The sequence below is a fragment of the Nocardiopsis alborubida genome, assembly GCF_012396365.1.
Taxonomy (GTDB): domain Bacteria; phylum Actinomycetota; class Actinomycetes; order Streptosporangiales; family Streptosporangiaceae; genus Nocardiopsis; species Nocardiopsis alborubida.
In genome coordinates, this window is the sequence record NZ_JAAXPG010000010.1 from 187208 (window position 1) to 208324 (window position 21117).

Consider the following 21117-nt stretch of genomic DNA (forward strand, 5'->3'; position numbering starts at 1 on the left):
GCGCCCTCGCCGAGGGCCAAACGCCCGGGTCACGCGGCGGTCCGGCCCCGGCCCGCCTGTCCACAGGGGCGGGCGACGGTGTTCGCTTCGGTGGACGGCGGGGCGGGTTTCGGTGCGGGGGCGCGTACCGCGCCGCGGCGCCGGCCGAAAACGGGGGGACGTGACGGGCCGTACTGGGGTACCGTCCCACCGTGCCGCCCTGACACACCGGACCAAGCAGGCGGACCGAACGAGCCGGATGAGCCGGACGAACCCCCTGGAGCCGATCATGACCGAACCCGACCTGCGCGCGCTCGACCTGTCCGTCCTCAACTCCGCCACCAAGTACCCCAGCATCCCCACCTACCACGCCCTCGACCCCAAGAACGGGGGCCTGTTGGAGGAGGCCACCGCCTTCACCGGCGACGTCGTGTTGACCGAGAAGGTGGACGGGGTGAATGCCCGTATTGTCTGCTTTCCTTCTGGTGACTACGTCCTGGGCAGCCGCGAGGAGCTGCTCTACGCCAGGGGCGACCTGATCGGGAACCCCGCCTTGGGCATCGTCGACGCCCTGCGCGCTCTGGCCGAGCGGATCACCCCTCCCGGGACCGGGGTCGTCGTCCACTACCTGGAGGTGTACGGGGGCAAGGTCACCGCGGCCAGCCGCGAGTACACCGGCAACCGCGCCGTCGGTTACCGGATGTTCGACTCGGCGGCCGTCCCGGCCGAGGTGCTGTCCCGGCAGCGCCACGAGGTCTCCGCCTGGCGCGAGGGCGGGGGCCAGGACTTCCTCCGCGAGGCGACGCTCTCCCGGCTCGCCGAGCGCGAGGGGATCGAGCTCACGCCCCGGCTCGCCACCGTCCCCGCCGACAAGCTGCCCCAGGACGTCGCCGAGACCTCGGAGTTCGTCGCCGAACACCTGCCGGGCACCCGCGTGGCGCTGGACGGGGACGCGGGCGGCCGGGCGGAGGGGATCGTGCTGCGCACCACCGACCGCTCGGTGATCGCCAAGGCCCGTTTCCAGGACTACCGGCGCACGCTCAAGCGCCGGGCCCAGCGCGGGGGATGACGGCAGGGGGCGCCGGGCCCCGGATCTGACAGCGGGGCCGGGGTCCTCTAGGGTTCCCCCGTGGCCAATCCTGTTCGTGAGTTCCTCGGTGGCGTCGGCGCCCTCCTGCGCGGCTTCACCCTGCTGTTGCGCAAGCCGCGCCTGTTCCTGCTCGGCGCCCTTCCCGCCCTGATCACATCACTGGTTTTCCTGGCGCTGTTCGTGCTCCTGGTGGTGAACCTGACCGACCTGGCCGACTGGGCGACGCCCTTCGCCGACGGCTGGGACCCCCTGTGGCAGGGGCTGCTGCGCGGCGCCGTGTCCGTGGCGGTCCTGGCCGGATCGCTCCTGCTGATGGTGGTCGGGTTCACGACGGTCACGCTGGCCCTGGGCGGGCCGATCTACGACAAGGTCACCGAGCTGGTCGAGAAGGAGCTGGGCAACGACCCCGGCGAGCTCGACGAGTCGCTGATGACGTCGATGTGGCGGGCCGTCCGGCAGTCGCTGGCGGTCGTGGCGGTGTCCCTCGTGGTGACGGTGTTCGTGTTCGCGATCGGTTTCATCCCGGTGGTGGGCCAGGTGGCCGGTCCGGTGCTGGCCGCCGTGCTGGGCGGGTGGCTGCTGGCGGTCGAGCTGCTGGCGAGCGCGTTCGACCGCCGGAGGCTGATGACCATCCGCGAGCGGCGCCGGTACATGGGCACGCGGCGGGCGCGGGTGCTGGGCTACGCGGTGCCGACGTACTTCCTCCTGGCGGTCCCGTTCCTGGCCGTCGTGGTCTTCCCCGCCGCCACCGCGGGCGCGGTGATCCTCACCCGCGAGCTGGTCCCCACCCCGCCGCACCGGCCGGACCCCGCGGGTCCCCTGCCGGGACCTGGCGCTCAGGGCGGACCGCTTCCGGGCGGAACGCCCCCCGGCGGGCCCCTCCCCGGCGGGCGCGGTCAGGACTGACCGGAGCCGAACCTTCCCGGCGCAGGGCTCTCCCGGCTCCGCCGGAGCCGGGGGCGTCCACCGGGCGGTGGAGGGGCCGGTGCCAGGTCGTGTGAGCGTACGCTCGCGGAGGGGCTTCCGCGGGCCCGTCCACCCGGGGCCCACCCCCGTGTACCGGTGTCCCCGGGAGCGCCGAAGGCGGGCGACCGCCCGGCCGCCCGCCTGGAGAGGGTCCGTCTACCGCAGGCCGGGGGCGCGGCGCAGCGCCGTGGAGATCATCCGCTCCACCAGTGCCGCGTAGTCCACGCCGGTGGCGGCCCACATCTGCGGGAAGGCCGACGCCGGGGTGAAGCCCGGCATGGTGTTGAGCTCGTTGACGAGGATGCCGCCGTCCTCGGTGTAGAAGAAGTCCACGCGGGCCAGGCCCTCGCAACCCATCGCCTCGAACACGTCGGCGGCCAGCGCGCGCAGACGCGCCGTGGCCTCCTCGGGGATCTCGGCCGGGATGGTCAGGCTGCTCGTGGACAGGTACTTGGCCTCGAAGTCGTAGAAGTCGAAGCCGTCGGCGACGTGCACCTCTGCCGGGACGGACACGTCGGGCGTGCCGCCGTCCTCGGACTCCAGCACCCCGCACTCCAGTTCGCGGCCCACGACCCGGGCCTCCACCAGCACCTTGGGGTCGTGCTCCCGAGCCGCCTCGACCGCGGCGACCACCGCGTCGGCGTCGGAGGAGTCCTCCACCTTGCTGATGCCCACGCTGCTGCCCGCGCGGGCGGGCTTGACGAACACGGTGGCGCCCAGCTCGGCCACGTCGTCCAGCACCCTCTTGCGCTCGGTACGCCACTGGCGGTCGGTGATGGCCACGAAGTCGCTGGTGGGAATGCCGTTGCCGCGCAGCATGGCCTTCATGAAGACCTTGTCCATGGAGGCGGAGCTGGAGAACACCCCGGCCCCGGCGTAGCGCACGCCCATCATCTCGAACAGCCCCTGGATGGTGCCGTCCTCGCCGAAGGGGCCGTGCAGCAGCGGCAGCACCACGTCCACCCCGGCCAGGCGCTCGGGGCCCTTGACCGGGTCCACGACCATCAGCTGGCCCGCCGAGTCGAAGGGCAGCGCCAGGTCGACGCCGTCCTCGGACACCGACGGCAGCGCGCTGGTGCCCGCGTCGATGCGCAGGCTCTCGGGGTCGCCCGAGGTCAGCACCCAGTTGCCCGTGCGGGTGATACCGACCGGCACGATCTCGTAGCGGTCGTGGTCGACGACGGACAGCACGCTGCCCGCGGTGACGCAGGAGATCTCGTGTTCGGAGCTACGCCCGCCGAAGACGACGGCCACCCGAATCTTGCGCTGTTCGGACGACATGCTGCCTGACCCTATCTCGCCGTTGGTTGGAACCGGAGCGGGTGAGACCCCGCGGTGTGTCAGCTGTCCCCGCCGAGGGCCGCCAGGGCGTCCTCGACGAGGTCACGGGGGTCCTCCAGGCCGACGGAGAACCGCACCGCTCCCGGTGAGATGCCCGCCGCGGCCAGTTCACGCTCGCTCATGCTGCGGTGCGACGTGGAGGCGACGTGTCCGGCCAGCGTGTGCGTTCCGCCCAGCGAGGCGGCGATGGTGGCCACGCGCAGCCGGTCGGCGAAGGCCATCCCGGCCTCGCGTCCGCCGCGCGGGTGCACGGTCACGACCGCGCCGTGGCGCCCCTGGTCGAAGAGCCTGTCGGCGAGCGCCGACTGGGGGTGGGAGGCCAGCGAGGGGTGGTCGACCCGCTCCACCAGGGGGTGCCCCTCCAGCGCCGCGGCGAGGGTCGCCGCGCTCTCGCACTGGCGCTGCACACGCAGCGGCAGCGTCTCCAGCCCCCGGTGCAGCAGGTAGGCCTCGTCGGGGGCCAGGCAGGGACCCAGGTCCACGCGCGCGGAACGGATGCGCCCGATCAGGTCGGGCGAGGCCACGGCCACGCCGCCGGTGGTGTCGCTGTGGCCTCCGATGTACTTGGTGGCCGAGTGCACGACCACGTCGGCGCCGTGCTCCAGCGGGCGGCACACGGCCGGGGAGGCGAAGGTGGAGTCCACCACCAGTACGGCGCCGACCTCGTGGGAGATCCGCGCCAGCTCGGGCAGGTCGGAGACGGTCATGGTGGGGTTGGACAGCGTCTCGGTGAACACCATCCGGGTGTCGGGGCCCACGGCGGCGCGCACGGCGTCCGGGTCGGTGATGTCCACGAAGTCGGTGCGCACGCCGAACCGGCGCAGCAGCCGGTCCAGCAGCGAGTGGGTGTTGCCGTAGATGGACCGCGAGGCCACCACGTGCGACCCCGCCTCGGTCAGCGCCATGAACACCGTGCTGAGCGCGCCCATGCCCGAGGAGAAGGCCTGTCCGCGCACCGGCCCCGGTACCCCGGCGCCCTCCAGGGCCGCGACGGCGTCGGCGAACGCGTCCACGGTGGGGCTGTCGATGCGCGCGTAGGAGTAGCCCGGCCGGGTGCCCGCCAGCACGTCCGCGTACTCCTGGGAGGTGTCGAACGCGTAGGTGGTGGCCCGGTGGACGGGCATGCGCATCGGGCGCTCGGCGGGAACCGGCGCCTGCGGGAGGGAGACCGCCCGCGTGTACTCGCCCTCGGCCCCGGCGCCCGCCGCGGACCCTGGTGTGTGTGACATCGTGCTCGCTCTCAGACCCCGTAGCGCTCGGGCTTGGCGCTGCGCGCCATGAAGGCGGCGAGCGCCTCGGCCGGGCTCAGGTCGTGGTGCATCATCTTGACGACGGCCTCGGTGATCGGCATGTCGACCCCGTGGGCCCATCCGAGTTCCAGGACGGACTCGGAGGACTTGACCCCCTCGGCCGTCTGCCTGGTCTCCGCGACGACCTGTTCGAGGGTCTTACCAGCGCCCAGTTTCTCACCGAAAGTCCGGTTCCGCGACAGCGGCGACGAGCATGTCGCGACCAGGTCGCCCATCCCGGCCAGGCCGGACAGGGTGTGCTCGTCCGCGCCCAGGGCCACCGCCAGGCGCGTGGTCTCGGCCAGGCCGCGGGTGATGAGGGACGCCTTGGTGTTGTCACCGAAGCCCATGCCCTCGGCCACGCCGACGGCCAGGCCGATCACGTTCTTCATCGCGCCGCCGATCTCCACCCCGACCAGGTCGGTGCTGGTGTAGGGGCGGAAGTAGGCCGACCTGAACAGGCTCTGGAGCCGTACGGCCGTCGGCTCGTGGGAGCAGGCGACCACGGCGGTGGCGGGCTGGCGCTCGGCGATCTCGCGGGCCAGGTTGGGGCCCGACACCACCGCGATGCGCTCCTCGGAGCACTCCAGGACCTCGGCGATGATCTGGCTCACCCGCATGCGGGTGCCCAGTTCCACACCCTTCATGAGGCTGACGACCACCGCGTCCCCGCGCAGGTGGGGGCGCCAGTCCACGAGGTTGGCCCGCAGCGTCTGGGAGGGCACCGCCAGCACCACCACGTCGGCCTCCGCCAGCGCCTTGGGGGCGTCGGCGGTGGCGCGCAGGCGCGGGTTGAGGGGGATCCCGGGGAAGTAGTCGGGGTTCTCGGAGGTGTCGTTGATCGCGTCGACCACCGAGGACCGCCGCCCCCACAGGACCACCTCGGCGGCGGGGCCGCCCGGACGGCGTTCCTCGGCCAGGTCGGCCGCGTCCGCGATGATGTTCGCGAACACGGTGCCCCACGAGCCCGCGCCGAGAACGGCGATCCTCACGTCGTCGCTACCCATCGGCTCCGTCATGCCCCCGCGCTGTCCTTGCCGTTGTCGCTCTTCGCCCCGGCCTCGTCTTCGGTCGGCGCCGTGCTGTCCGCCCCGGCGGTCGTGCCGCCGTCCACGGGGGGCCGCTCCTCGCCGCCGGCGGCCGCGGCCCGCGCCTTCCTGGGGTCGTAGGGGACCGCGGGCGGCTCCTCGCCGCGGATCCGGGCCTGGAGGCCGGTGATGTCGGCCATGATCGCCTCGGTGGCCTCCCGCAGGACCGTTCCGGTCAGCGGCCGGTCCCGGAACCGGGACAGGTCCACCGGCGGTCCGGCCCGGAACTCCACGCGCTTGCGCGGGAACAGCCTGACCTTCTTGGTGCCGTAGGGCATGATGTGCTGTTCTCCCCAGTGCGCCACCGGGATCACGGGCACGCCCGTGGTGAGGGCCAGGCGCGCCACCCCGGTCTTGGCCGTCATCGGCCACAGGTTCGGGTCCCGGGTGCAGGTGCCCTCGGGGTAGAAGATCACCGAGGCGCCGTCGCGGGTGAGGGCCAGCTCGGCCTCGTGGAGCGCCTTGACGGCGTCGGTGCTGCCGCGCTTGACGGGGATCTGGCCGGTGCTCCTGGCCACCGCGCTCACCACGGGGATGCGCATGACCCCCTCCTTCATGGTGAAGGTCGGCCAGCGCCGGGCGCCGATGTAGAGGAAGTGGGCGACCGTCAGCGGGTCCGCCAGGGACAGGTGGTTGAGGGCGATGATCGCGCCGCCCCTGTCCGGGACGTGCTCGGTGCCCCTCCAGTCCGGCTTGGTCACGAACCACAGGACGAACCGGACGATCCGGGAGACAACCGCCTTCACCCACCGGGATTCTCGTTGCTTGGCCACGGGACTCCTCACTCCATCGCTCCAGGCCCGTCGAGGCCGCACAGCACAACCGATTCAGTGTAGGGCGTGGTCGGCGGGGCGCCGTCCGCGGACCGCGGGCCACGGGACACGCCTGGCGCGGCGCGGCCGCGGTGGACCGCGAGGCCCGGGGCGGGGCTCTCGCGCGGCCCCGCGGGGCGGTGCCGACGGGCCCTCCCCCCGGCCCCCGGCCCCGGATCGGGTTTTTCCGTGCGGCTCCGCCGGGCGGCGGCGCCGACGGCTCATCCCCGAACGCCTACCCTCGTCACTGTCGTGCCGTACCGACGTTCCGGGGGGACCGTGACCGGCTGTGGAGAACGGAGCGGGGCACCGCGTCCCGGGGCCCGCTGGTCCCTGGTCGTCCCGGTGAAGCACCTCGGCCGCGCCAAGTCCCGACTGGCTCTGGCCGCGGGGGGCCGCCGCGAGGACCTGGCGCTGGCCATCGCCTGCGACACGGTGGCCGCGGCACGGACCTGCCCCGTGGTGGCCGCGGTGTTCGCGGTGACCGAGGACGCGCGCGCGGGCGCCGAACTGGCCCGGCTGGGCGCGGTGGTGGTGGGCGGCGAGCCCGGTACGGGACTGAACCCGGCGCTGGAGCACGGGGCGGCCGTCGCACGGCGGCGCCTGCCCGCGCTCGGGGTGTGCGCCCTGTCCGCCGACCTGCCCGCGCTGCGCCCCGAGGAGCTGGAGCGGGTCCTGACGGCGGCGGCCGGGCACGGGCGCTCCTTCCTGCCGGACGCTCCCGGCGTGGGCACGACGCTGTTCGCCGCCTCGCCCGGGCACCCGTTCACCCCGGCCTTCGAGGGTCCCTCACGGGCCCGCCACCTGTCCGGGGGCGCCAGGGAGCTGGTGGTGCCGGACGCGGCGTCGGTGCGGCGCGACGTGGACACGTTCGAGGACCTGCGCGCCGCGGTGGCGCTGGGCGTGGGTCCCAGGACGCGCGGGCTGTGGGAGCTCGTGGGCGGCGGCCTGTGCCCGCAGAACGCGCCCTGAGCCCTCCTGAGGCCCTTCCACGCCTTCCCCTGGGCTCCTAGGCCCCAGGAGCCCCACGAGGCCTCAGAACCCCCGGGAACGCGTTCCGCCCGGGCCCCTCGAAGGGAACCCGGGCGGACGGACCCGTCGCCGTGTGGTGGCGGGTTACTTCTTGTCGCCGTTGACCAGAGCCTTGAAGTCAGCGCCAGCGCGGAACTTCGGCACGAAGCTCGCGGGGACGTTGATGGTGGCTCCGGTGGCGGGGTTGCGGGCCGTACGGGCCGCGCGCTCGGACTTCTCGAAAACGCCGAAGCCGGTGATGGCGACCTTGTCGCCCGACGCCACGGTGGCCTGAATGGTCTCAAGCACAGCGTTGACCGCTTCGGTCGCGGTCTTCTTGTCTCCGAGTCGATCGGAGATCGCGTCGATCAGGTCACGCTTGTTCATAAGGTTCCTCCGGTTCCCCCTTGCTCGCACGAAATTAGGGGAAGCAGAGGCCCTTACACAAATACAAACGCCTGCGGGCAGGGCGTGTCGGGTCCATCCCCACCTGCGCGGCAGCCTCTGTGGGGCTTGGGTCCGGACCGGAGCCACCTCCGACTTCAGTCCCTTTTGACCCCTTCTGCGAGCCTCAAATGCCTACGTATAACCGGATTCCGGGCATGAGACACGCTGAGCTTAAGGACGGAAGACCCGTAAGCAGGCGCTCACAGTACGTAAAGGTAAAATATTTCTGGACCGGGGGTGTCCTGCGTCACACAGGCCACGAATCCCCGGCCCAGAAGCCGATCAGTGTCTAGAGCGTCACCGGCAGCCAGGGCTTGCGGGTGCCCTCGAACTCCCCGATCGCGTCCGTGTGGCGCAGGGTCAGCGCGATGTCGTCCAGACCCTCCAGGAGGCGCCAGCGGGTGTAGTCGTCCAGCTCAAAGGACTCCCGCACACCCGCCGCCGGGACACGCACCTCGCGCTCGACCAGGTCCACGGTCACCTCGGTGGCGGGGTCGGCCTCGACGGCCGCCCAGACGCGGTCGATGACCTCCTGCTCCAGCAGGACCGTCAGCAGGCCGCCCTTGAGCGAGTTGCCGCGGAAGATGTCGGCGAAGCGCGAGGACAGCACGGTCTTGAAGCCGTAGTCCTGGAGCGCCCACACGGCGTGCTCGCGCGAGGAGCCCGTGCCGAAGTCCGGCCCGGCCACCAGCACGGACGCGCCCTGGTACTCGGGGCGGTTGAGGACGAAGTCGGGGTCGGACTTGCGCCACTCGGCGAACAGGCCGTCCTCGAAGCCGGTCCGGCTGACCCGCTTGAGGTAGACGGCCGGGATGATCTGGTCGGTGTCGACGTTGCTCGCGCGCAGCGGCACGGCCCGACCGGTGTGGACGTCGAACTTCTCCATGAGAGGTCTCTCCTAACGGGGCGCGCTAGAGGGCGGCCAGGTCGGCGGGCGAGGACAGGGTGCCGCGCACCGCGGTGGCGGCGGCGACCTGCGGCGACACCAGGTGGGTGCGTCCGCCGCGGCCCTGGCGGCCCTCGAAGTTGCGGTTGGAGGTGGAGGCGCTGCGCTCGCCGGGCTTGAGCTGGTCGGGGTTCATGCCCAGGCACATCGAGCAGCCCGCCTCGCGCCACTCGGCGCCGGCCTCCTCGAAGACCCGTCCCAGGCCCTCCTCGTTGGCCTGCTCCTTGACCCGCATGGAGCCGGGGACGACGAGCATGCGCACGCCCTCGGCCACCCTGCGGCCGCGGATGATCTCGGCGGCGGTGCGCAGGTCCTCGATGCGACCGTTGGTGCACGAGCCCAGGAAGACGGTGTCCACCCTCACCTCGCGCATCGGCGTTCCGGCCTCGAGGTCCATGTAGGCCAGGGCCTTCTCGGCGGCGGCGCGGGCGGAGGGGTCCTCGAACGAGGCGGGGTCGGGCACGGAGGCGTCCAGCGGCACGCCCTGGCCGGGGTTGGTGCCCCAGGTGACGAACGGGCTGAGCTCGTCGGCGTCCAGCACGACCTCGGCGTCGAAGACCGCGCCCTCGTCGGTGCGCAGGCTCTTCCAGTGCTCGACCGCGGCGTCGAAGTCCTCGCCCCGCGGCGCGTGCGCCCGTCCCCGGATGTAGTCGAACGTGGTCTGGTCCGGGGCGATCATCCCGGCGCGTGCGCCCGCCTCGATGGACATGTTGCACACGGTCATGCGGGCTTCCATGGACAGGGCCTCGATGGCCTCGCCCCGGTACTCGATGACGTAGCCCTGGCCGCCGCCGGTGCCGATCCTGGCGATGACCGCGAGGATGACGTCCTTGGCGGACACCCCCGGCCGCAGCGTGCCGTTCACGGTGACGGCCATCGTCTTGAAGGGGGCCATCGGCAGGGTCTGGGTGGCCAGGACGTGCTCGACCTGGCTGGTGCCGATGCCGAACGCCAGGGCGCCGAACGCGCCGTGGGTGCTGGTGTGGCTGTCACCGCAGACGATGGTCATGCCCGGCTGGGTCAGGCCCAACTGGGGGCCGACCACGTGCACCACGCCCTGCTCGATGTCGCCCATGGGGTGCAGCCGCACGCCGAAGTCGGAGCAGTTCTTGCGCAGCGTCTCGACCTGCTTGCGGGAGACCGGGTCGGCGATGGGGGCCAACAGGTCCTGGGTGGGGACGTTGTGGTCCTCGGTGGCGATGGTCAGGTCCGGACGGCGCACGGACCGGCCCGCCAGGCGCAGGCCCTCGAAGGCCTGCGGGCTGGTCACCTCGTGGACGAGGTGGAGGTCGATGTAGAGCAGGTCCGGCTCGCCGTCGGCACGTCGGACGACGTGCTCCTCCCAGACCTTCTCGGCCATCGTGCGTGCCATGGGCGATCGCCTCTCTCGTTGTCGTCTCGGGCGCGTCTCGTGTGGAGCCCTGCGCGGACTGCGGCCTGACTTGCATTCCATATTTCGAGACGGCAATATCAAGCCATGGACAACTCTAGCTCATCCAGCGGCGTCGGTGTCCTGGACAAGACCATGTCCGTCCTCGACGCCCTGGAGTCGGGACCGGCGTCCCTGGCCCAGTTGGTACAGATCACCGGTCTGGCCCGGCCGACGGCCCACCGGCTGGCGGTGGCGCTGGAGCGCCACCGCATGGTCACCCGCGACAGCCAGGGGCGCTTCGTGCTGGGCCCGCGCCTGGGTGAGCTGTCGATAGCGACCGGCGAGGACCGGCTGCTGGCCGTGGCCTCCCCCGTCCTGGTGCAGCTGCGCGACCTGACCGGGGAGAGCGCGCAGCTCTACCGCCGCCAGGGGGACCTGCGGGTGTGCGTGGCCGCCTCCGAGCGCAGCAGCGGGCTGCGCGACACGGTGCCGGTCGGCAGCGAGCTGCCCATGAACGCCGGTTCGGCCGCCCAGGTACTGCTGGCCTGGGAGGACTCCGACCGGATCCGCCGCTCCCTGCTGGGGGCGCGGTTCACGGCGGCCAGCCTGGCCCAGGTGCGCCGCCGCCGGTGGGCCCAGAGCGTCGCCGAGCGCGAGCAGGGCGTGGCGTCGGTGTCCGCGCCGGTGTCGGGCCCCGGCGGGCGCGTGATCGCCGCCGTGTCGGTGTCGGGCCCCATAGAGCGCCTGACGCGCTCCCCCGGCCGCATCCACTCCCAGGCGGTCCTGTCGGCGGCGGAGAAGATCAGCGAGTCCCTGCACAGCTACGAGGGCGCCCACTCCTGAACCGGCCGGAAACGTTGCGGGTGCGACGCAAGGAGTCCTGACCTGCGGCGAGCCTGTACTTGCAGCGGGGTCGGACGGTCGAGACGCGCCATAGGCACAAGATCACGGCTGGCCGCCCAGGGGACCGGGTTCAGGCTCCGACGAGGTCCATCGGCGACCGCGCGGTGATGGGCGCGGTCTTGGTGGACGCGCCCTCCGACGCCACGGTGAACTCGCTCTCGGGCGACAGGGCGATCATCCCCAGCCAGTCGCGCACGGTCATCCCGGGCACCAGCTCGGTCGCGTCACCGCGCTCGCCCTCCCCGTCGACCATGACCAGGGCGTGGATGCGGTTGGTCACCGTGGCGAGCACGACCGGGTGCTCGAAAGCCTCCAGCCTGCGGAAGACGTCCACCGCCTCGTCGCGGGGCGAGCAGACCAGCACCGTGTAGCGGCCGCGGGCGTCGCGCACCCGCGGGTTCTTCACCAGGTAGTGGATGAACTCGCGCGTGGTGCGGGCGTGCGCGGCCAGCAGCCTGGCCACCCGGCGCGCGTCGGGGCTGTTGGCGTGGCGGACCAGGGCGAGCTCGACCTTGCGCGAGGTCTGGAGCAGCCAGTCGATCTCGCTCATCTCCGTCCGCGTGGGCCGCAGTTGGCCGTCGTCCAGGCCGATCCCGCGCAGCCACGCGTTGACCTCCGACCACAGCCACACCAGGGAGCGGCCCACGGCCGCCTCCGGCGCGGGGAAGGGGACGCCGTCGTGCCGCTGCCCTCGGACCCACTGGTCGACGTTCTGCCTGCTCCTACCGGTGATCTCGGCGATGTCGGAGACCCCGACCAGCTCCCGGTCGAGGCGGACGATCCGCACGCCGGGCACCGTCACGTGGACGCGCTCCACCAGCGACCTGGCCGCCGTGACCGCGTCCGGGCCGAGCGCGGCCACGGACAGGCGCAGGGAGCCGTGCCAGGAGGAGACGAGGGCGTCGAAGCTCTCGCTGAGGGCCTGGACGGTGTCGTGGTCGTCCAGGTCGAACCCGTCCACGACGAAGACGAACTCGTACTCGGCCATCGGCCTCGCCTTCCTCCGGAGCGTCCTCCGGTGTGTGCCGGGCTACCGGCCACGGTCAACGGCCGCCGCGCCCCGGAACCCGCCGGGTGCCGCCCATCCGTTGGCAAACGTCAACACGAGGATACCCGGAACGGCCGGGCCCCACCACGGCCGGGGGTCGCCGGAACCGTCTCCGTCCGGACCGGCCTCACTCGCGGGAGCCGCCCGCGCCCCGCCTGGGGTCGTCCGGTGGCATCGGACAGCGCCGCGCCTCCTGCCGGATACGGCGCGCGGCCCGGCCGGAGTTGCGCGGCGTCCCGGGGACCTGGATGCGGGTACAGCCGCAGTCGCAGTACAGGCGTCCCCAGTGTCCCTCCTGCCTCAGCACCCACCCCTGTTCGCACAGGTCCTTGAGGATCTCCCGGAGCTCCTTGTCCTGGTGGCTGCCCGGACCGAGCTCACGGCCGGTCACGGCGCGCCCGGAGGCGCCGGTCCGGTCCGGACGGCTGGGGAGGGGTGGTCGCTCTTCATACGCTCCGACAGGGGTTGGGCGGCCGGGAGACTGCGCCCACCCAGTATCCCAGGGACGCCGCACCGCCGCGGATCCGCCCTCCGCGGCCCGGGGGAGGACTCTCGCGGTCCGGGAGCGCCTCCAGGGGCCACCGGGAAACACGAAAGGCCCCATCCTCGTGGATGGAGCCTCAGCTGGTGGTACCCCCGAGCGGATTCGAACCGCCGTTACCGCCTTGAGAGGGCGGCGTCCTAGGCCACTAGACGACGGGGGCCGGACTGGTTCGGACGGACCTTGTACTACGATACCCGCCCCAACCGGACACCGGTGGCATGCACCGGCCAGAAAGAAAGCCCCCACATGGTGGGAGCCTCTCCCTCTGTGTACCCCCGAGCGGATTCGAACCGCCGTTACCGCCTTGAGAGGGCGGCGTCCTAGGCCACTAGACGACGGGGGCGCGCTTTCGGGTCTGCGACCCGCGCGGTCAGCGCCTCAACGCTGACCTGCGCTGGGGTACCAGGACTCGAACCTAGACTAACTGAACCAGAATCAGTCGTGCTGCCGATTACACCATACCCCAGTGCTCTGGGAGGACCCGGTCCGCTTTCGCTTCCCCGTCCCCCTCGGCGACGTGGACAACTCTAGCGGACATTCGGAGTGGTCGCGAACCGGAATCGGGGCGGCCGGGCTGTGGCTCCGACCACCCCCGTCCGCCTCAGGACCCGGCGGGGTCCTCCTGTGCGCCCAGCTTCGTCAGGGCCGCGGCCAGCCGCTCCTGGACGCGCTCGCGGCCGAGCAGTTCCAGCGACTCGAACAGCGGCAGTCCGACGGTGCGGCCGGTGACCGCGACGCGCACGGGGGCCTGCGCCTTGCCCAGCTTCAGGCCCAGCGATGCGCCGACCTCCTCGGTGGCGGTCTTGAGGTCCTCGGCGGCCCACGGCAGCTCCGGGTCGGCGAAGCGCGCCAGGGAGGCCTGGAGCATCTCCCGCCCCACGCCCGGCTTCATGGCCTTGGCCCAGCTCTTCTCGTCCTCCACGGGCTCGGGGAGGAAGAGGAAGTCCACGTTCGGCACGATCTCGCTGAGCACCGCCACGCGGCTCTGCGCGAGCGGGGCGACGGCGGCGAAGACCGCCGGGTCGTAGTCGGCCGGGTCCCACGGGGCCGCGTCGCCGGTCAGCCACGGCTGGCAGCGCTCGGCGAACTCGTCGGCGGAGAGCGCGCGGATGTACTCGCCGTTGAAGGCGCGCAGCTTCTTCTCGTCGAAGAAGGCGCTGGAGCTGTTGACGTCCTCCACCCGGAACAGCGGCTGCATCTGCGACCACGGCATGATCTCGCGGTCGTCGCCCGGCGCCCAGCCCAGCAGCATGAGGTAGTTGACCATCGCCTCCGGCAGGTAGCCCTCCTCCTGGTAGGACTCCAGGGCGACCTTGTCGCGGCGCTTGGAGAGCTTCTTGCGCTGCTCGTTGACGATGACCGGCAGGTGCGCCCACACCGGCGGGGTCAGTCCCAGCGCCTCCCACAGCAGCTGCTGCTTGGGGGTGTTGGACAGGTGCTCCTCGCCGCGCACGACGTGGGTGATGCGCATCTCGACGTCGTCGACGACGTTGGCCAGCACGAACAGCGGCGAGCCGTCGGCGCGGGCGATCACGAAGTCCTCGACGGCGGAGTGCTCGAACTCCACGCGGCCGCGGATCTGGTCCTCCACGACGGTGGGGCCGCCCTCGGGCACGCGGAAGCGCAGGGCCCGGCCCGGTCCGGGCGCCAGGTTCCGGTCCCGGCAGAACCCGTCGTAGCCCAGGTTGGGGTTGTCGCGCCGCTCCTGCACCTGCTCGCGGGTGCAGTCGCAGTAGTAGGCGCGGCCGTTCTTGTACAGCTCCTGCGCGGTCTCGCGGTGCTTGTCCGCGTACTCCGACTGGAAGTAGGGGCCCTCGAAGTGCGGGTCGTCCTCGCCGATGCCGAGCCAGGCCAGCGCGCGGATGATGCCCTCGGTCCACTCGGGACGGTTGCGTGCGGCGTCGGTGTCCTCGACGCGCAGCACCATGCGGCCCTCGGGCCGCTGCTGTGCCAGCGCCCAGTTGAACAGCGCGGAGCGCGCGCCGCCGACGTGGAACATGCCCGTGGGGGACGGGGCGAAGCGGGTACGAATCGAAGTCTCAGTCACGCGCCCAGGGTATCCGCGCCGGACCGGGGTCCGGGGAAACCCGCTGGTCCCCCCGTTGATCCCCGTCACGCGCGCGGGACCCCTCCCCCGGCCGGGCGCCGGGAGGCGGACCAGGGCGGTGGCCGGCGTCCCCGCTACGCCTCACCCCCGGCGGAGGCCGTGGGCAGCGGGCGCGGGTAGGCCCGGCCGATCCCGTGGCCCTCCGCGAGGGCGTCGGCGAAGGCCGCGGCGATCTTGACCTCCCCGCGCGCGTTGGGGTGGGTGCCGTCGTAGGTGTCGGCGGCCGCGTCCCAGTCCTCCCTGCCCGCCACGTCCAGGCTGATCACCGGCGAACGCTCCGTGGACATGTCGGCGGCGACCTCGCGGACCAGGACGTTGTAGGCGTACACGCGCAGGGCGAAACCCTCGTCGGACTCGGCCAGGGCGATGGGCAGCGTCTCGGCGAGCACGACGCGCAGGTACGGGTTCGCCTCGCGCGCCGCCTCCACGTAGCCGCGCAGCCGGTACTCCATCTCCTCCATCGTGACCGGCCACAGCAGGTCGTTCACGCCGAGCATGACGCACAGCACGTCCGGTCGGTGGACGCGGACGTCCTCCCGGATGGAGGAGGAGGCGTCGCGGAGGGTGCGGCCCCACAGGGCGTTGTGGTCCTGGTCGAAGTCGGGGTCCCGGTACTCGGCGGTGTCCGGGTCGCCGTCCGCGCCGGGCCAGACGACACCGTCCTCCGGCAGCGGTTCGTCGGGACCCGGAGTGGAGGGGCCCGCCTCGGGGGCGCCCCCGTCGGCGCCGCCCTGCTCCGCGCCGCCCTCCTGGTAGTCCTCGGCGGGATCGCCGTCCGGGCTCGGCGTCGCCTCGTCCTCGTTGGTGGGGACCGGCAGGATCATGTCGCGGGACGCGGGGTCGCTGTAGGGGCCGACGAACTCCAGCCCCTCCACGTGCGGGGAGAGGTGGTTCCACAGGTGGTAGCGCCAGGTCCGGTCGCCGTTGGCGCCCTGGGTCATCGAGTCGCCCGCCAGCATGACGCGGCGCGGTTCACTCACGGGTCCCCCTGTCGGTGTGCCGGTGCCGCCCCCGCCGCCGTCGGTGCGCGCGGCCGTCCAGTAGGCGGTCCCCGCGACCAGGAGCACGAGGACGAGCGCGCCGGCGAGGGCGAGTGGGCCGGTGCGGCGGTGTCGGGGGATGGTCAACGGGCTGCCTTCCACTCGTGCGCGGGTCGGCGGCGCGGGCGCCGCCGACCCCCTCGGCCCGCGCGCGGGGGCCGCGCGCGGAACGGAGAACCCTCAGTCCCGGGCCACCACGCGGTTGGTGATGGTGCCCAGCCGCTCCACCGTCACCGCGACCTCCTGGCCGACCTCGACCGGGCCCACCCCGGCCGGGGTGCCGGTGAGGACCACGTCACCGGGGAGCAGCGTCATGAAGGAGGTGACGTAGGCGATGATGCCCGGGATGTCGTGGATGAACTGCGACGTGTGCCCGTCCTGACGGGTCTGGCCGTCCACGGTGGTGGTGACGGCCAGGTCCTGCGCCTCCTCGATGCTCATCCCGGTGGTGATCCAGGGACCGATGGGGCAGAAGGAGTCGAAGCCCTTGGCCCGCGTCCACTGCTTGTCCTTCTTCTGGAGGTCGCGGGCGGTGACGTCGTTGGCGACGGTGTAGCCGAAGATGACGTCCTTGGCGCGCTCGCGCGGCACCTCGCGGCAGGGGCGGGAGATGACGATGGCCAGCTCGCCCTCGTAGTCCACCCGCTCGGAGACGGCCGGGCGGAAGATCGGGTCGTGGGGCCCGGTCACGGCGGTGGAGGGCTTGAGGAAGACGACGGGCTCGTCGGTGGACTCCCCCGTGACGTCCTTCATCTCCGCGACGTGGTCCGCGTAGTTCTTGCCGATGCAGACCACCTTGGTCGGCAGCACCGGTGACAGCAGCCGGACGTCGGAGAGCTTGGCCCGCTCGCCGGTCAGCTGGATGTCGCCGATGAGGGGGTGGCCGCTCAGCCGGGCGACGAACTCCTCCCCAGTGTCGGAATCCTTCTCTACCAGGCCGAACCCGACCTCGTCACCGGACGCGAACCGCGCGATGCGCACCTGATGCCTCCCAGCAGCCCTGTTGTCTCGCTTGCGTTTGAAGGGTATCGGCGCGGCGGTCGGCCGGGAGCGGACGGGACCCGCCCGGGGGGAGTCGAAGGCCACACCGCGACCACGTCCCGGACGGTACGAATGCCCACGACAGCCCCGAAAGGGCACAGGACACTCCATGCCCTCCCACACCTGGTCTTCCCGGACACTGCCTTGGCCTTTCCTTGGGGCGAACTCTGGCATGCTGGGTCCGTCGTCCGCCGTCGAGAGGCTGATTCCCGTGCCCACGCCCGCTTCGCCCAGGGGTCGTCCCCGTGCCCGGCACCGCAAGCGCCGCCGGTACCCGATGGGTCTGGCGCTGGGTCTGTGCCTGGTCTCCGGGTCCTCCACCGTGCTCATGGTGAGCGTGCCCGGGTACGGGCCCGACCTCGGCGACCCCGCCGAGACCTCCGCGTCCGGACCGGTCGGCGACGGGGTTCCCGAGGAGGGCGGCGACCGGCGCACCTCCGCGGAGGACCGGGACTCGGCGGACGGGACCGCCCCCGGGCCGGAGTCCTCCGCCGGCCCCGGTGAGCGGGCCGAGGAGGAAGAGGCGCCGCCGCTGCTCCGCTCCGTGGAGGAGGAGGTCGAGAGCGCCGACGGCGAGTTCTCCGTGTTGGAGGGCGAGAGCGACGTCATGGGCGACGGCCCGGTGACCACCTTCGCCGTGGAGGTCGAGAAGGGGCTGCCCGGGGAGTCCGAGGACTTCGCGGCCGCCGTGGAGGAGATCCTGGGCGACCCGCGCAGCTGGGGCGACGACGGCGAGCGCGCCATGCAGCGGGTGGACGGCGACGACGCCGACGTCCGCGTGCTGTTGGCGGCGCCGGAGACCGTGGACCGGCTGTGCGCCCCGCTGAACACCGACGGGTACGTGTCCTGCGCGAACGGGAACCGGGCGATCATCAACCAGAACCGCTGGGTGTCGGGCGTCCCGCACTTCGAGGACGACCTGGAGACCTACCGGATCTACCTGATCAACCACGAGGTGGGCCACACCCTGGGCCACGGCCACGTGGACTGCCCCGGCGGGGGCGAACCGGCTCCGGTGATGCAGCAGCAGACCCTGGGCCTCCAGGGGTGCGAGCCCAACGGCTGGGTCCACCCCGAGAACGACCCCGAGGACTGAGGCGCCCGCCCCGGGGGCGTGCGTGCTTCTCCGCCCGAACGCGCACGCAATTCTCATGACCCTGGGTATCGATTCGGATACGAAAAGCGATGGCGGGCCGCAGTGAAGAGCGGCCGCGACCGCGCGCGGCCCGCGCACACCGCGGACGGGCACACGCGGCGACCGGCGCGAACACGCTTCGGGTGGACACGGCGAGGCGGCACGGGGGCGGTGCGAGGGGGCGGCTGCCGCCCCGCCCCCTCGTCCGCTCCCCGGAGGGCTCCGGCTCCCGGGCGCCGCCGGTCAGCCCTGCGGGTAGCCCTGGCGCAGGAGCCCGTAGGTGACCGCCTGTTCGAGGGCGACCCAGGACGCGTCGACGACGTTGGGTCCCACGCCCACCGTGGTCCACTCCCCCACCCCGTCGCTGAAGGTGATGAGGATGCGGGTGATGGCGTTGGTGCCGGAGCTGCCCTCCAGGATGCGGACCTTGTAGTCGGTCAGCTCCAGCCCGGCCAGTGCGGTGTACACGCTCTCCATGGCGCTGCGCAGCGCCCGGTCCAGGGCGTTGACGGGACCGTTGCCCTCCGCGGTGGCGATCACGCGTTCGCCCTTGACCAGCAGTTTGACGGTGGCCTCGGTGAGGCTCTCGTAGTCGCTGGACAGGGGGCTGGAGCCGGCCCGGGGACGGCGTTCGGTGATGACGCGCCAGGACTCGGTGTCGAAGTAGCGGACCGGCTGCCCCAGCTCCTCGCGCAGCAGCAGGTCCAGGGAGGCGTCGGCGGCCTCGAAGCTGTAGCCCGACAGCTCCAGGCCCTTGACCCGCTCCACGACCCGCCCCGACAGGGCGCGGTCTCCGGACAGGTCCAGGCCCAGCTCCCTGGCCTTGAGCTCGATGGAGGCGCGCCCGGCCATGTCGGAGACGAGCATGCGCATGGTGTTGCCGACCAGCTCGGGGTCCGTGTGCTGGTACAGGTCGGGGTCGACCTTGATCGCGGAGGCGTGCAGCCCGGCCTTGTGGGCGAAGGCCGACACCCCCACGTAGGGCTGGTGCGTGTCGGGGGTGAGGTTGACGATCTCGGCGATGGCGGTGGACACGCGGGTCATCTCGGCCAGGCAGCCCTCGGGGAGGACCTCGCGGCCGCGCTTGAGCGTGAGCGCGCCGACCACGGAGAAGAGGTTGGCGTTGCCGACCCGCTCGCCGTAGCCGTTGGCGGTGCACTGCACGTGGGTGGCGCCCGCGTCCACGGCGGCGAGGGTGTTGGCGACGGCGCAGCCGGTGTCGTCCTGGGCGTGGATGCCCAGGCGTGCGCCGGTGGCCTCGCGGACCTCGGTGACGATGCGGGTGACGTCGGTGGGGAGCATGCCCCCGTTGGTGTCGCACAGGACGACGACGTCGGCCCCGGCCCCGGCGGCTGCGCGGACCACGTCGAGCGCGTGGTCGGGGTTGTGGAGGTATCCGTCGAAGAAGTGCTCGCAGTCCACGAACACGCGCTGGCCGTGTTCGCACAGGTGGGACACCGTGTCGGCGATCATGGCGAGGTTCTCGTCGAGGGTCGTGCGCAGCGCGCGCTCGACGTGCCGGTCGTCACTCTTGGCGACAAGGGTGACGACCGGTGCGCCGCTGTCGCGCAGTGCGGCCACCTGTGGGTCGTCGGCGGCCCGCACACCGGCACGGCGGGTCGCGCCGAACGCGGTGAGTTGCGCGTGCTCCAGCGTCAGCTCTCGTGAAGCCCGCTGGAAGAACTCGGTGTCCTTGGGGTTGGCCCCCGGCCACCCTCCCTCGATGAACTCCACCCCGAAGTCGTCCAGCAGCTTGGCGATGGCCAGCTTGTCGGAGACCCGCAGGTTGATCCCCTCGCGCTGGGCCCCGTCGCGCAGCGTGGTGTCGAAGACGTGGAAACTGTCGTCCCTCATGGGTGGAACTCCCGAAGGTGGATGCTGTGGTGTGGCCGACCGGGCCCCGCCAACAAAAAAGACCCCTCGTGGACACGAGAGGTCAGCGCGCTGGCGGCGTCCGATGGTCAGCCAGCGCGCCTCACGATAATGAGCACCTGAGACGGCATGAGGTCAGTGTGCCACACGGTGGCGGAGTTCTCGGTGCTCAACGGCGGATTGTCCCAATATTCGAGACGACTGTTTCTCACACCGGACATACCCGGCGTCCCGTCGAGGCCTTCCCGAAAAGCCGTGACAGGCGACGGCACCCCGCGGAGTGCGCCCATCAGCACTGTCGCCCTGCGCGAACCGCCCGGGAGCGCGCCGCCCCGGGTCGAGCGGGTCCGACGCGGTGAGGTGTTCGACATCACCGGGGAAGGAGGGGTGACCGTCCGCCTCCGGCCCGGACCCGTCCGGAGCTCTCCGTACGAGCCGGGGAAGACGGCCGGCCAGTCGGCGCAGGGGGTGTCGTGGAACTCGGCGTAGTCCTACGGACCCGGCTCGACCGCCTCGGGGACCACGGCGTCCTCGACGGCCTCGCGTTCGGCGTCGATGTCCTCCTGGTCCACCAGCGGCTCCATCGGCGGGCGCGGCTGCGGGCTGTTGAGGATGCCCTCCAGGATCTCCTCGCGCGGGTCGGCGCCGCCCTCCGGAGCCGCGCCGCCGGTCCCGCCCGAGGCCCCGGTCCCGCCCGAGGCCGTCCCGGGGCCGGTACCGGCCGCCGTGTCCGAGCCGCCGGGGTCCTCCGCGGCCGCGGTCTCCTGTGACGCCTCCGCCTCCTCGGCGGGGTCGGGCAGCAGGGACACGGTCCGCCGCTCGGAGTCGCCGCTCTCCCGCGCTTCGGAGCCCGCCGGCTCCGGAGAAGCGGCGGGTGCCGGGGGTGCCAGCGCCGCGGCGACCGCCACCGTTCCGTAGGTGAGGCCGCCGACCACCAGACCGGCGGCGGCGACCAGGGCGCAGCGCGCGGGCCAGGGGTTCGGGGCGCGCACCGGCCCGGTCTCCTCGGTGGAGGGTTCGGCGGCGGTCTCGTTGGCGGTGGCGGCTTCGGACGCGGGCACAGGGGCTCCTGGGGGACGGGGTGGG

General features: G+C 72.5%; 19 protein-coding genes and 3 tRNA genes. 5 read left to right on the plus strand and 17 right to left on the minus strand.

All coding sequences use genetic code 11. The features are described 5' to 3' along the window. Positions 1-238 precede the first annotated feature (238 nt). Entirely contained in the window at positions 239-1048 is an 810-nt protein-coding gene (locus tag HGB44_RS12940) for an RNA ligase family protein (protein WP_210751549.1), read from the plus strand. Between the two features lie 60 nt (positions 1049-1108). Continuing rightward, entirely contained in the window at positions 1109-1975 is an 867-nt protein-coding gene (locus HGB44_RS12945; protein ID WP_061078208.1) for an EI24 domain-containing protein, read from the plus strand. Positions 1976-2191: 216 nt separating this feature from the next. On the opposite strand, the gene HGB44_RS12950 is transcribed toward HGB44_RS12945, so the two are convergent. From HGB44_RS12950 to HGB44_RS12965, 4 genes are read right to left on the minus strand one after another with little or no spacing between them, the layout of a single operon-like run. Next, positions 2192-3316, minus strand: a complete 1125-nt coding sequence (locus tag HGB44_RS12950) for a D-alanine--D-alanine ligase family protein (RefSeq protein ID WP_061078209.1) — start codon at positions 3314-3316, stop codon at positions 2192-2194. A gap of 59 nt (positions 3317-3375) precedes the next feature. Continuing rightward, on the minus strand, positions 3376-4605 hold the full coding sequence (locus HGB44_RS12955; protein WP_061078210.1) for a trans-sulfuration enzyme family protein: 1230 nt from the start codon (positions 4603-4605) through the stop codon (positions 3376-3378). A gap of 11 nt (positions 4606-4616) precedes the next feature. Next, positions 4617-5672 carry an NAD(P)H-dependent glycerol-3-phosphate dehydrogenase gene (locus HGB44_RS12960; protein WP_061078291.1) on the minus strand — a complete coding sequence of 352 codons (1056 nt, stop codon included), beginning with the start codon at positions 5670-5672 and terminating at the stop codon, positions 4617-4619. Between the two features lie 8 nt (positions 5673-5680). Continuing rightward, a complete protein-coding gene (locus HGB44_RS12965; RefSeq protein ID WP_061078211.1) occupies positions 5681-6526 on the minus strand; it encodes a lysophospholipid acyltransferase family protein in 846 nt (281 codons plus the stop codon). Positions 6527-6844: 318 nt separating this feature from the next. Between HGB44_RS12965 and cofC the strand changes: the two genes are divergently transcribed. Then, positions 6845-7537: a 2-phospho-L-lactate guanylyltransferase gene (gene cofC / locus HGB44_RS12970; protein WP_061078212.1), complete on the plus strand. Its 693-nt coding sequence runs from the start codon at positions 6845-6847 to the stop codon at positions 7535-7537. A 144-nt stretch (positions 7538-7681) separates the two neighbouring features. Here cofC and HGB44_RS12975 read toward each other — a convergent pair whose 3' ends face one another. The 3 genes from HGB44_RS12975 to leuC all read right to left on the minus strand — a co-directional run bounded on the left by HGB44_RS12975 (position 7682) and on the right by leuC (position 10341). Next, a complete protein-coding gene (locus tag HGB44_RS12975) occupies positions 7682-7963 on the minus strand; it encodes an HU family DNA-binding protein (RefSeq protein WP_014910144.1) in 282 nt (93 codons plus the stop codon). 349 nt (positions 7964-8312) lie between these two features. Continuing rightward, positions 8313-8909 (minus strand): 3-isopropylmalate dehydratase small subunit, encoded by a 597-nt coding sequence (leuD, locus tag HGB44_RS12980; RefSeq protein ID WP_061078213.1) that lies wholly within the window; start codon positions 8907-8909, stop codon positions 8313-8315. Positions 8910-8934: 25 nt separating this feature from the next. Continuing rightward, complete coding sequence (gene leuC, locus HGB44_RS12985; RefSeq protein ID WP_061078214.1) at positions 8935-10341, minus strand: 3-isopropylmalate dehydratase large subunit; 1407 nt, start codon at positions 10339-10341, stop codon at positions 8935-8937. Positions 10342-10494: 153 nt separating this feature from the next. Between leuC and HGB44_RS12990 the strand changes: the two genes are divergently transcribed. Then, positions 10495-11184, plus strand: coding sequence for an IclR family transcriptional regulator (locus HGB44_RS12990; protein WP_017566299.1), 690 nt, complete (start codon positions 10495-10497; stop codon positions 11182-11184). Positions 11185-11314: 130 nt separating this feature from the next. Here the strand turns inward: HGB44_RS12990 and HGB44_RS12995 are convergent, their stop codons facing one another. From HGB44_RS12995 to HGB44_RS13030, 8 genes are all read right to left on the minus strand, one after another. Further along, positions 11315-12232, minus strand: a complete 918-nt coding sequence (locus HGB44_RS12995) for a helix-turn-helix transcriptional regulator (RefSeq protein ID WP_061078215.1) — start codon at positions 12230-12232, stop codon at positions 11315-11317. A 187-nt stretch (positions 12233-12419) separates the two neighbouring features. Next, positions 12420-12683 carry a hypothetical protein gene (locus HGB44_RS13000; protein ID WP_061078216.1) on the minus strand — a complete coding sequence of 88 codons (264 nt, stop codon included), beginning with the start codon at positions 12681-12683 and terminating at the stop codon, positions 12420-12422. 237 nt (positions 12684-12920) lie between these two features. Beyond that, positions 12921-12996: transfer RNA gene (locus tag HGB44_RS13005), tRNA-Glu, on the minus strand. Between the two features lie 110 nt (positions 12997-13106). Continuing rightward, positions 13107-13179 (minus strand) — tRNA-Glu (locus HGB44_RS13010). 51 nt (positions 13180-13230) lie between these two features. After that, positions 13231-13302 (minus strand) — tRNA-Gln (locus tag HGB44_RS13015). Positions 13303-13437: 135 nt separating this feature from the next. Beyond that, a complete protein-coding gene (gene gltX / locus HGB44_RS13020) occupies positions 13438-14883 on the minus strand; it encodes a glutamate--tRNA ligase (protein ID WP_082768162.1) in 1446 nt (481 codons plus the stop codon). Between the two features lie 134 nt (positions 14884-15017). After that, positions 15018-16070, minus strand: a complete 1053-nt coding sequence (locus tag HGB44_RS13025) for a GDSL-type esterase/lipase family protein (RefSeq protein WP_061078218.1) — start codon at positions 16068-16070, stop codon at positions 15018-15020. A gap of 93 nt (positions 16071-16163) precedes the next feature. Further along, positions 16164-16964 carry a fumarylacetoacetate hydrolase family protein gene (locus HGB44_RS13030; RefSeq protein ID WP_061078219.1) on the minus strand — a complete coding sequence of 267 codons (801 nt, stop codon included), beginning with the start codon at positions 16962-16964 and terminating at the stop codon, positions 16164-16166. A gap of 337 nt (positions 16965-17301) precedes the next feature. Here HGB44_RS13030 and HGB44_RS13035 point away from each other — a divergent pair, with 337 nt between their 5' ends. After that, positions 17302-18120: a DUF3152 domain-containing protein gene (locus HGB44_RS13035; RefSeq protein ID WP_061078220.1), complete on the plus strand. Its 819-nt coding sequence runs from the start codon at positions 17302-17304 to the stop codon at positions 18118-18120. Between the two features lie 282 nt (positions 18121-18402). Here the strand turns inward: HGB44_RS13035 and cimA are convergent, their stop codons facing one another. Next, positions 18403-20013: a citramalate synthase gene (gene cimA / locus HGB44_RS13040; protein ID WP_061078221.1), complete on the minus strand. Its 1611-nt coding sequence runs from the start codon at positions 20011-20013 to the stop codon at positions 18403-18405. A gap of 509 nt (positions 20014-20522) precedes the next feature. After that, positions 20523-21092: a hypothetical protein gene (locus tag HGB44_RS13045; RefSeq protein ID WP_168444011.1), complete on the minus strand. Its 570-nt coding sequence runs from the start codon at positions 21090-21092 to the stop codon at positions 20523-20525. Between the last annotated feature and the right edge of the window lie 25 nt (positions 21093-21117).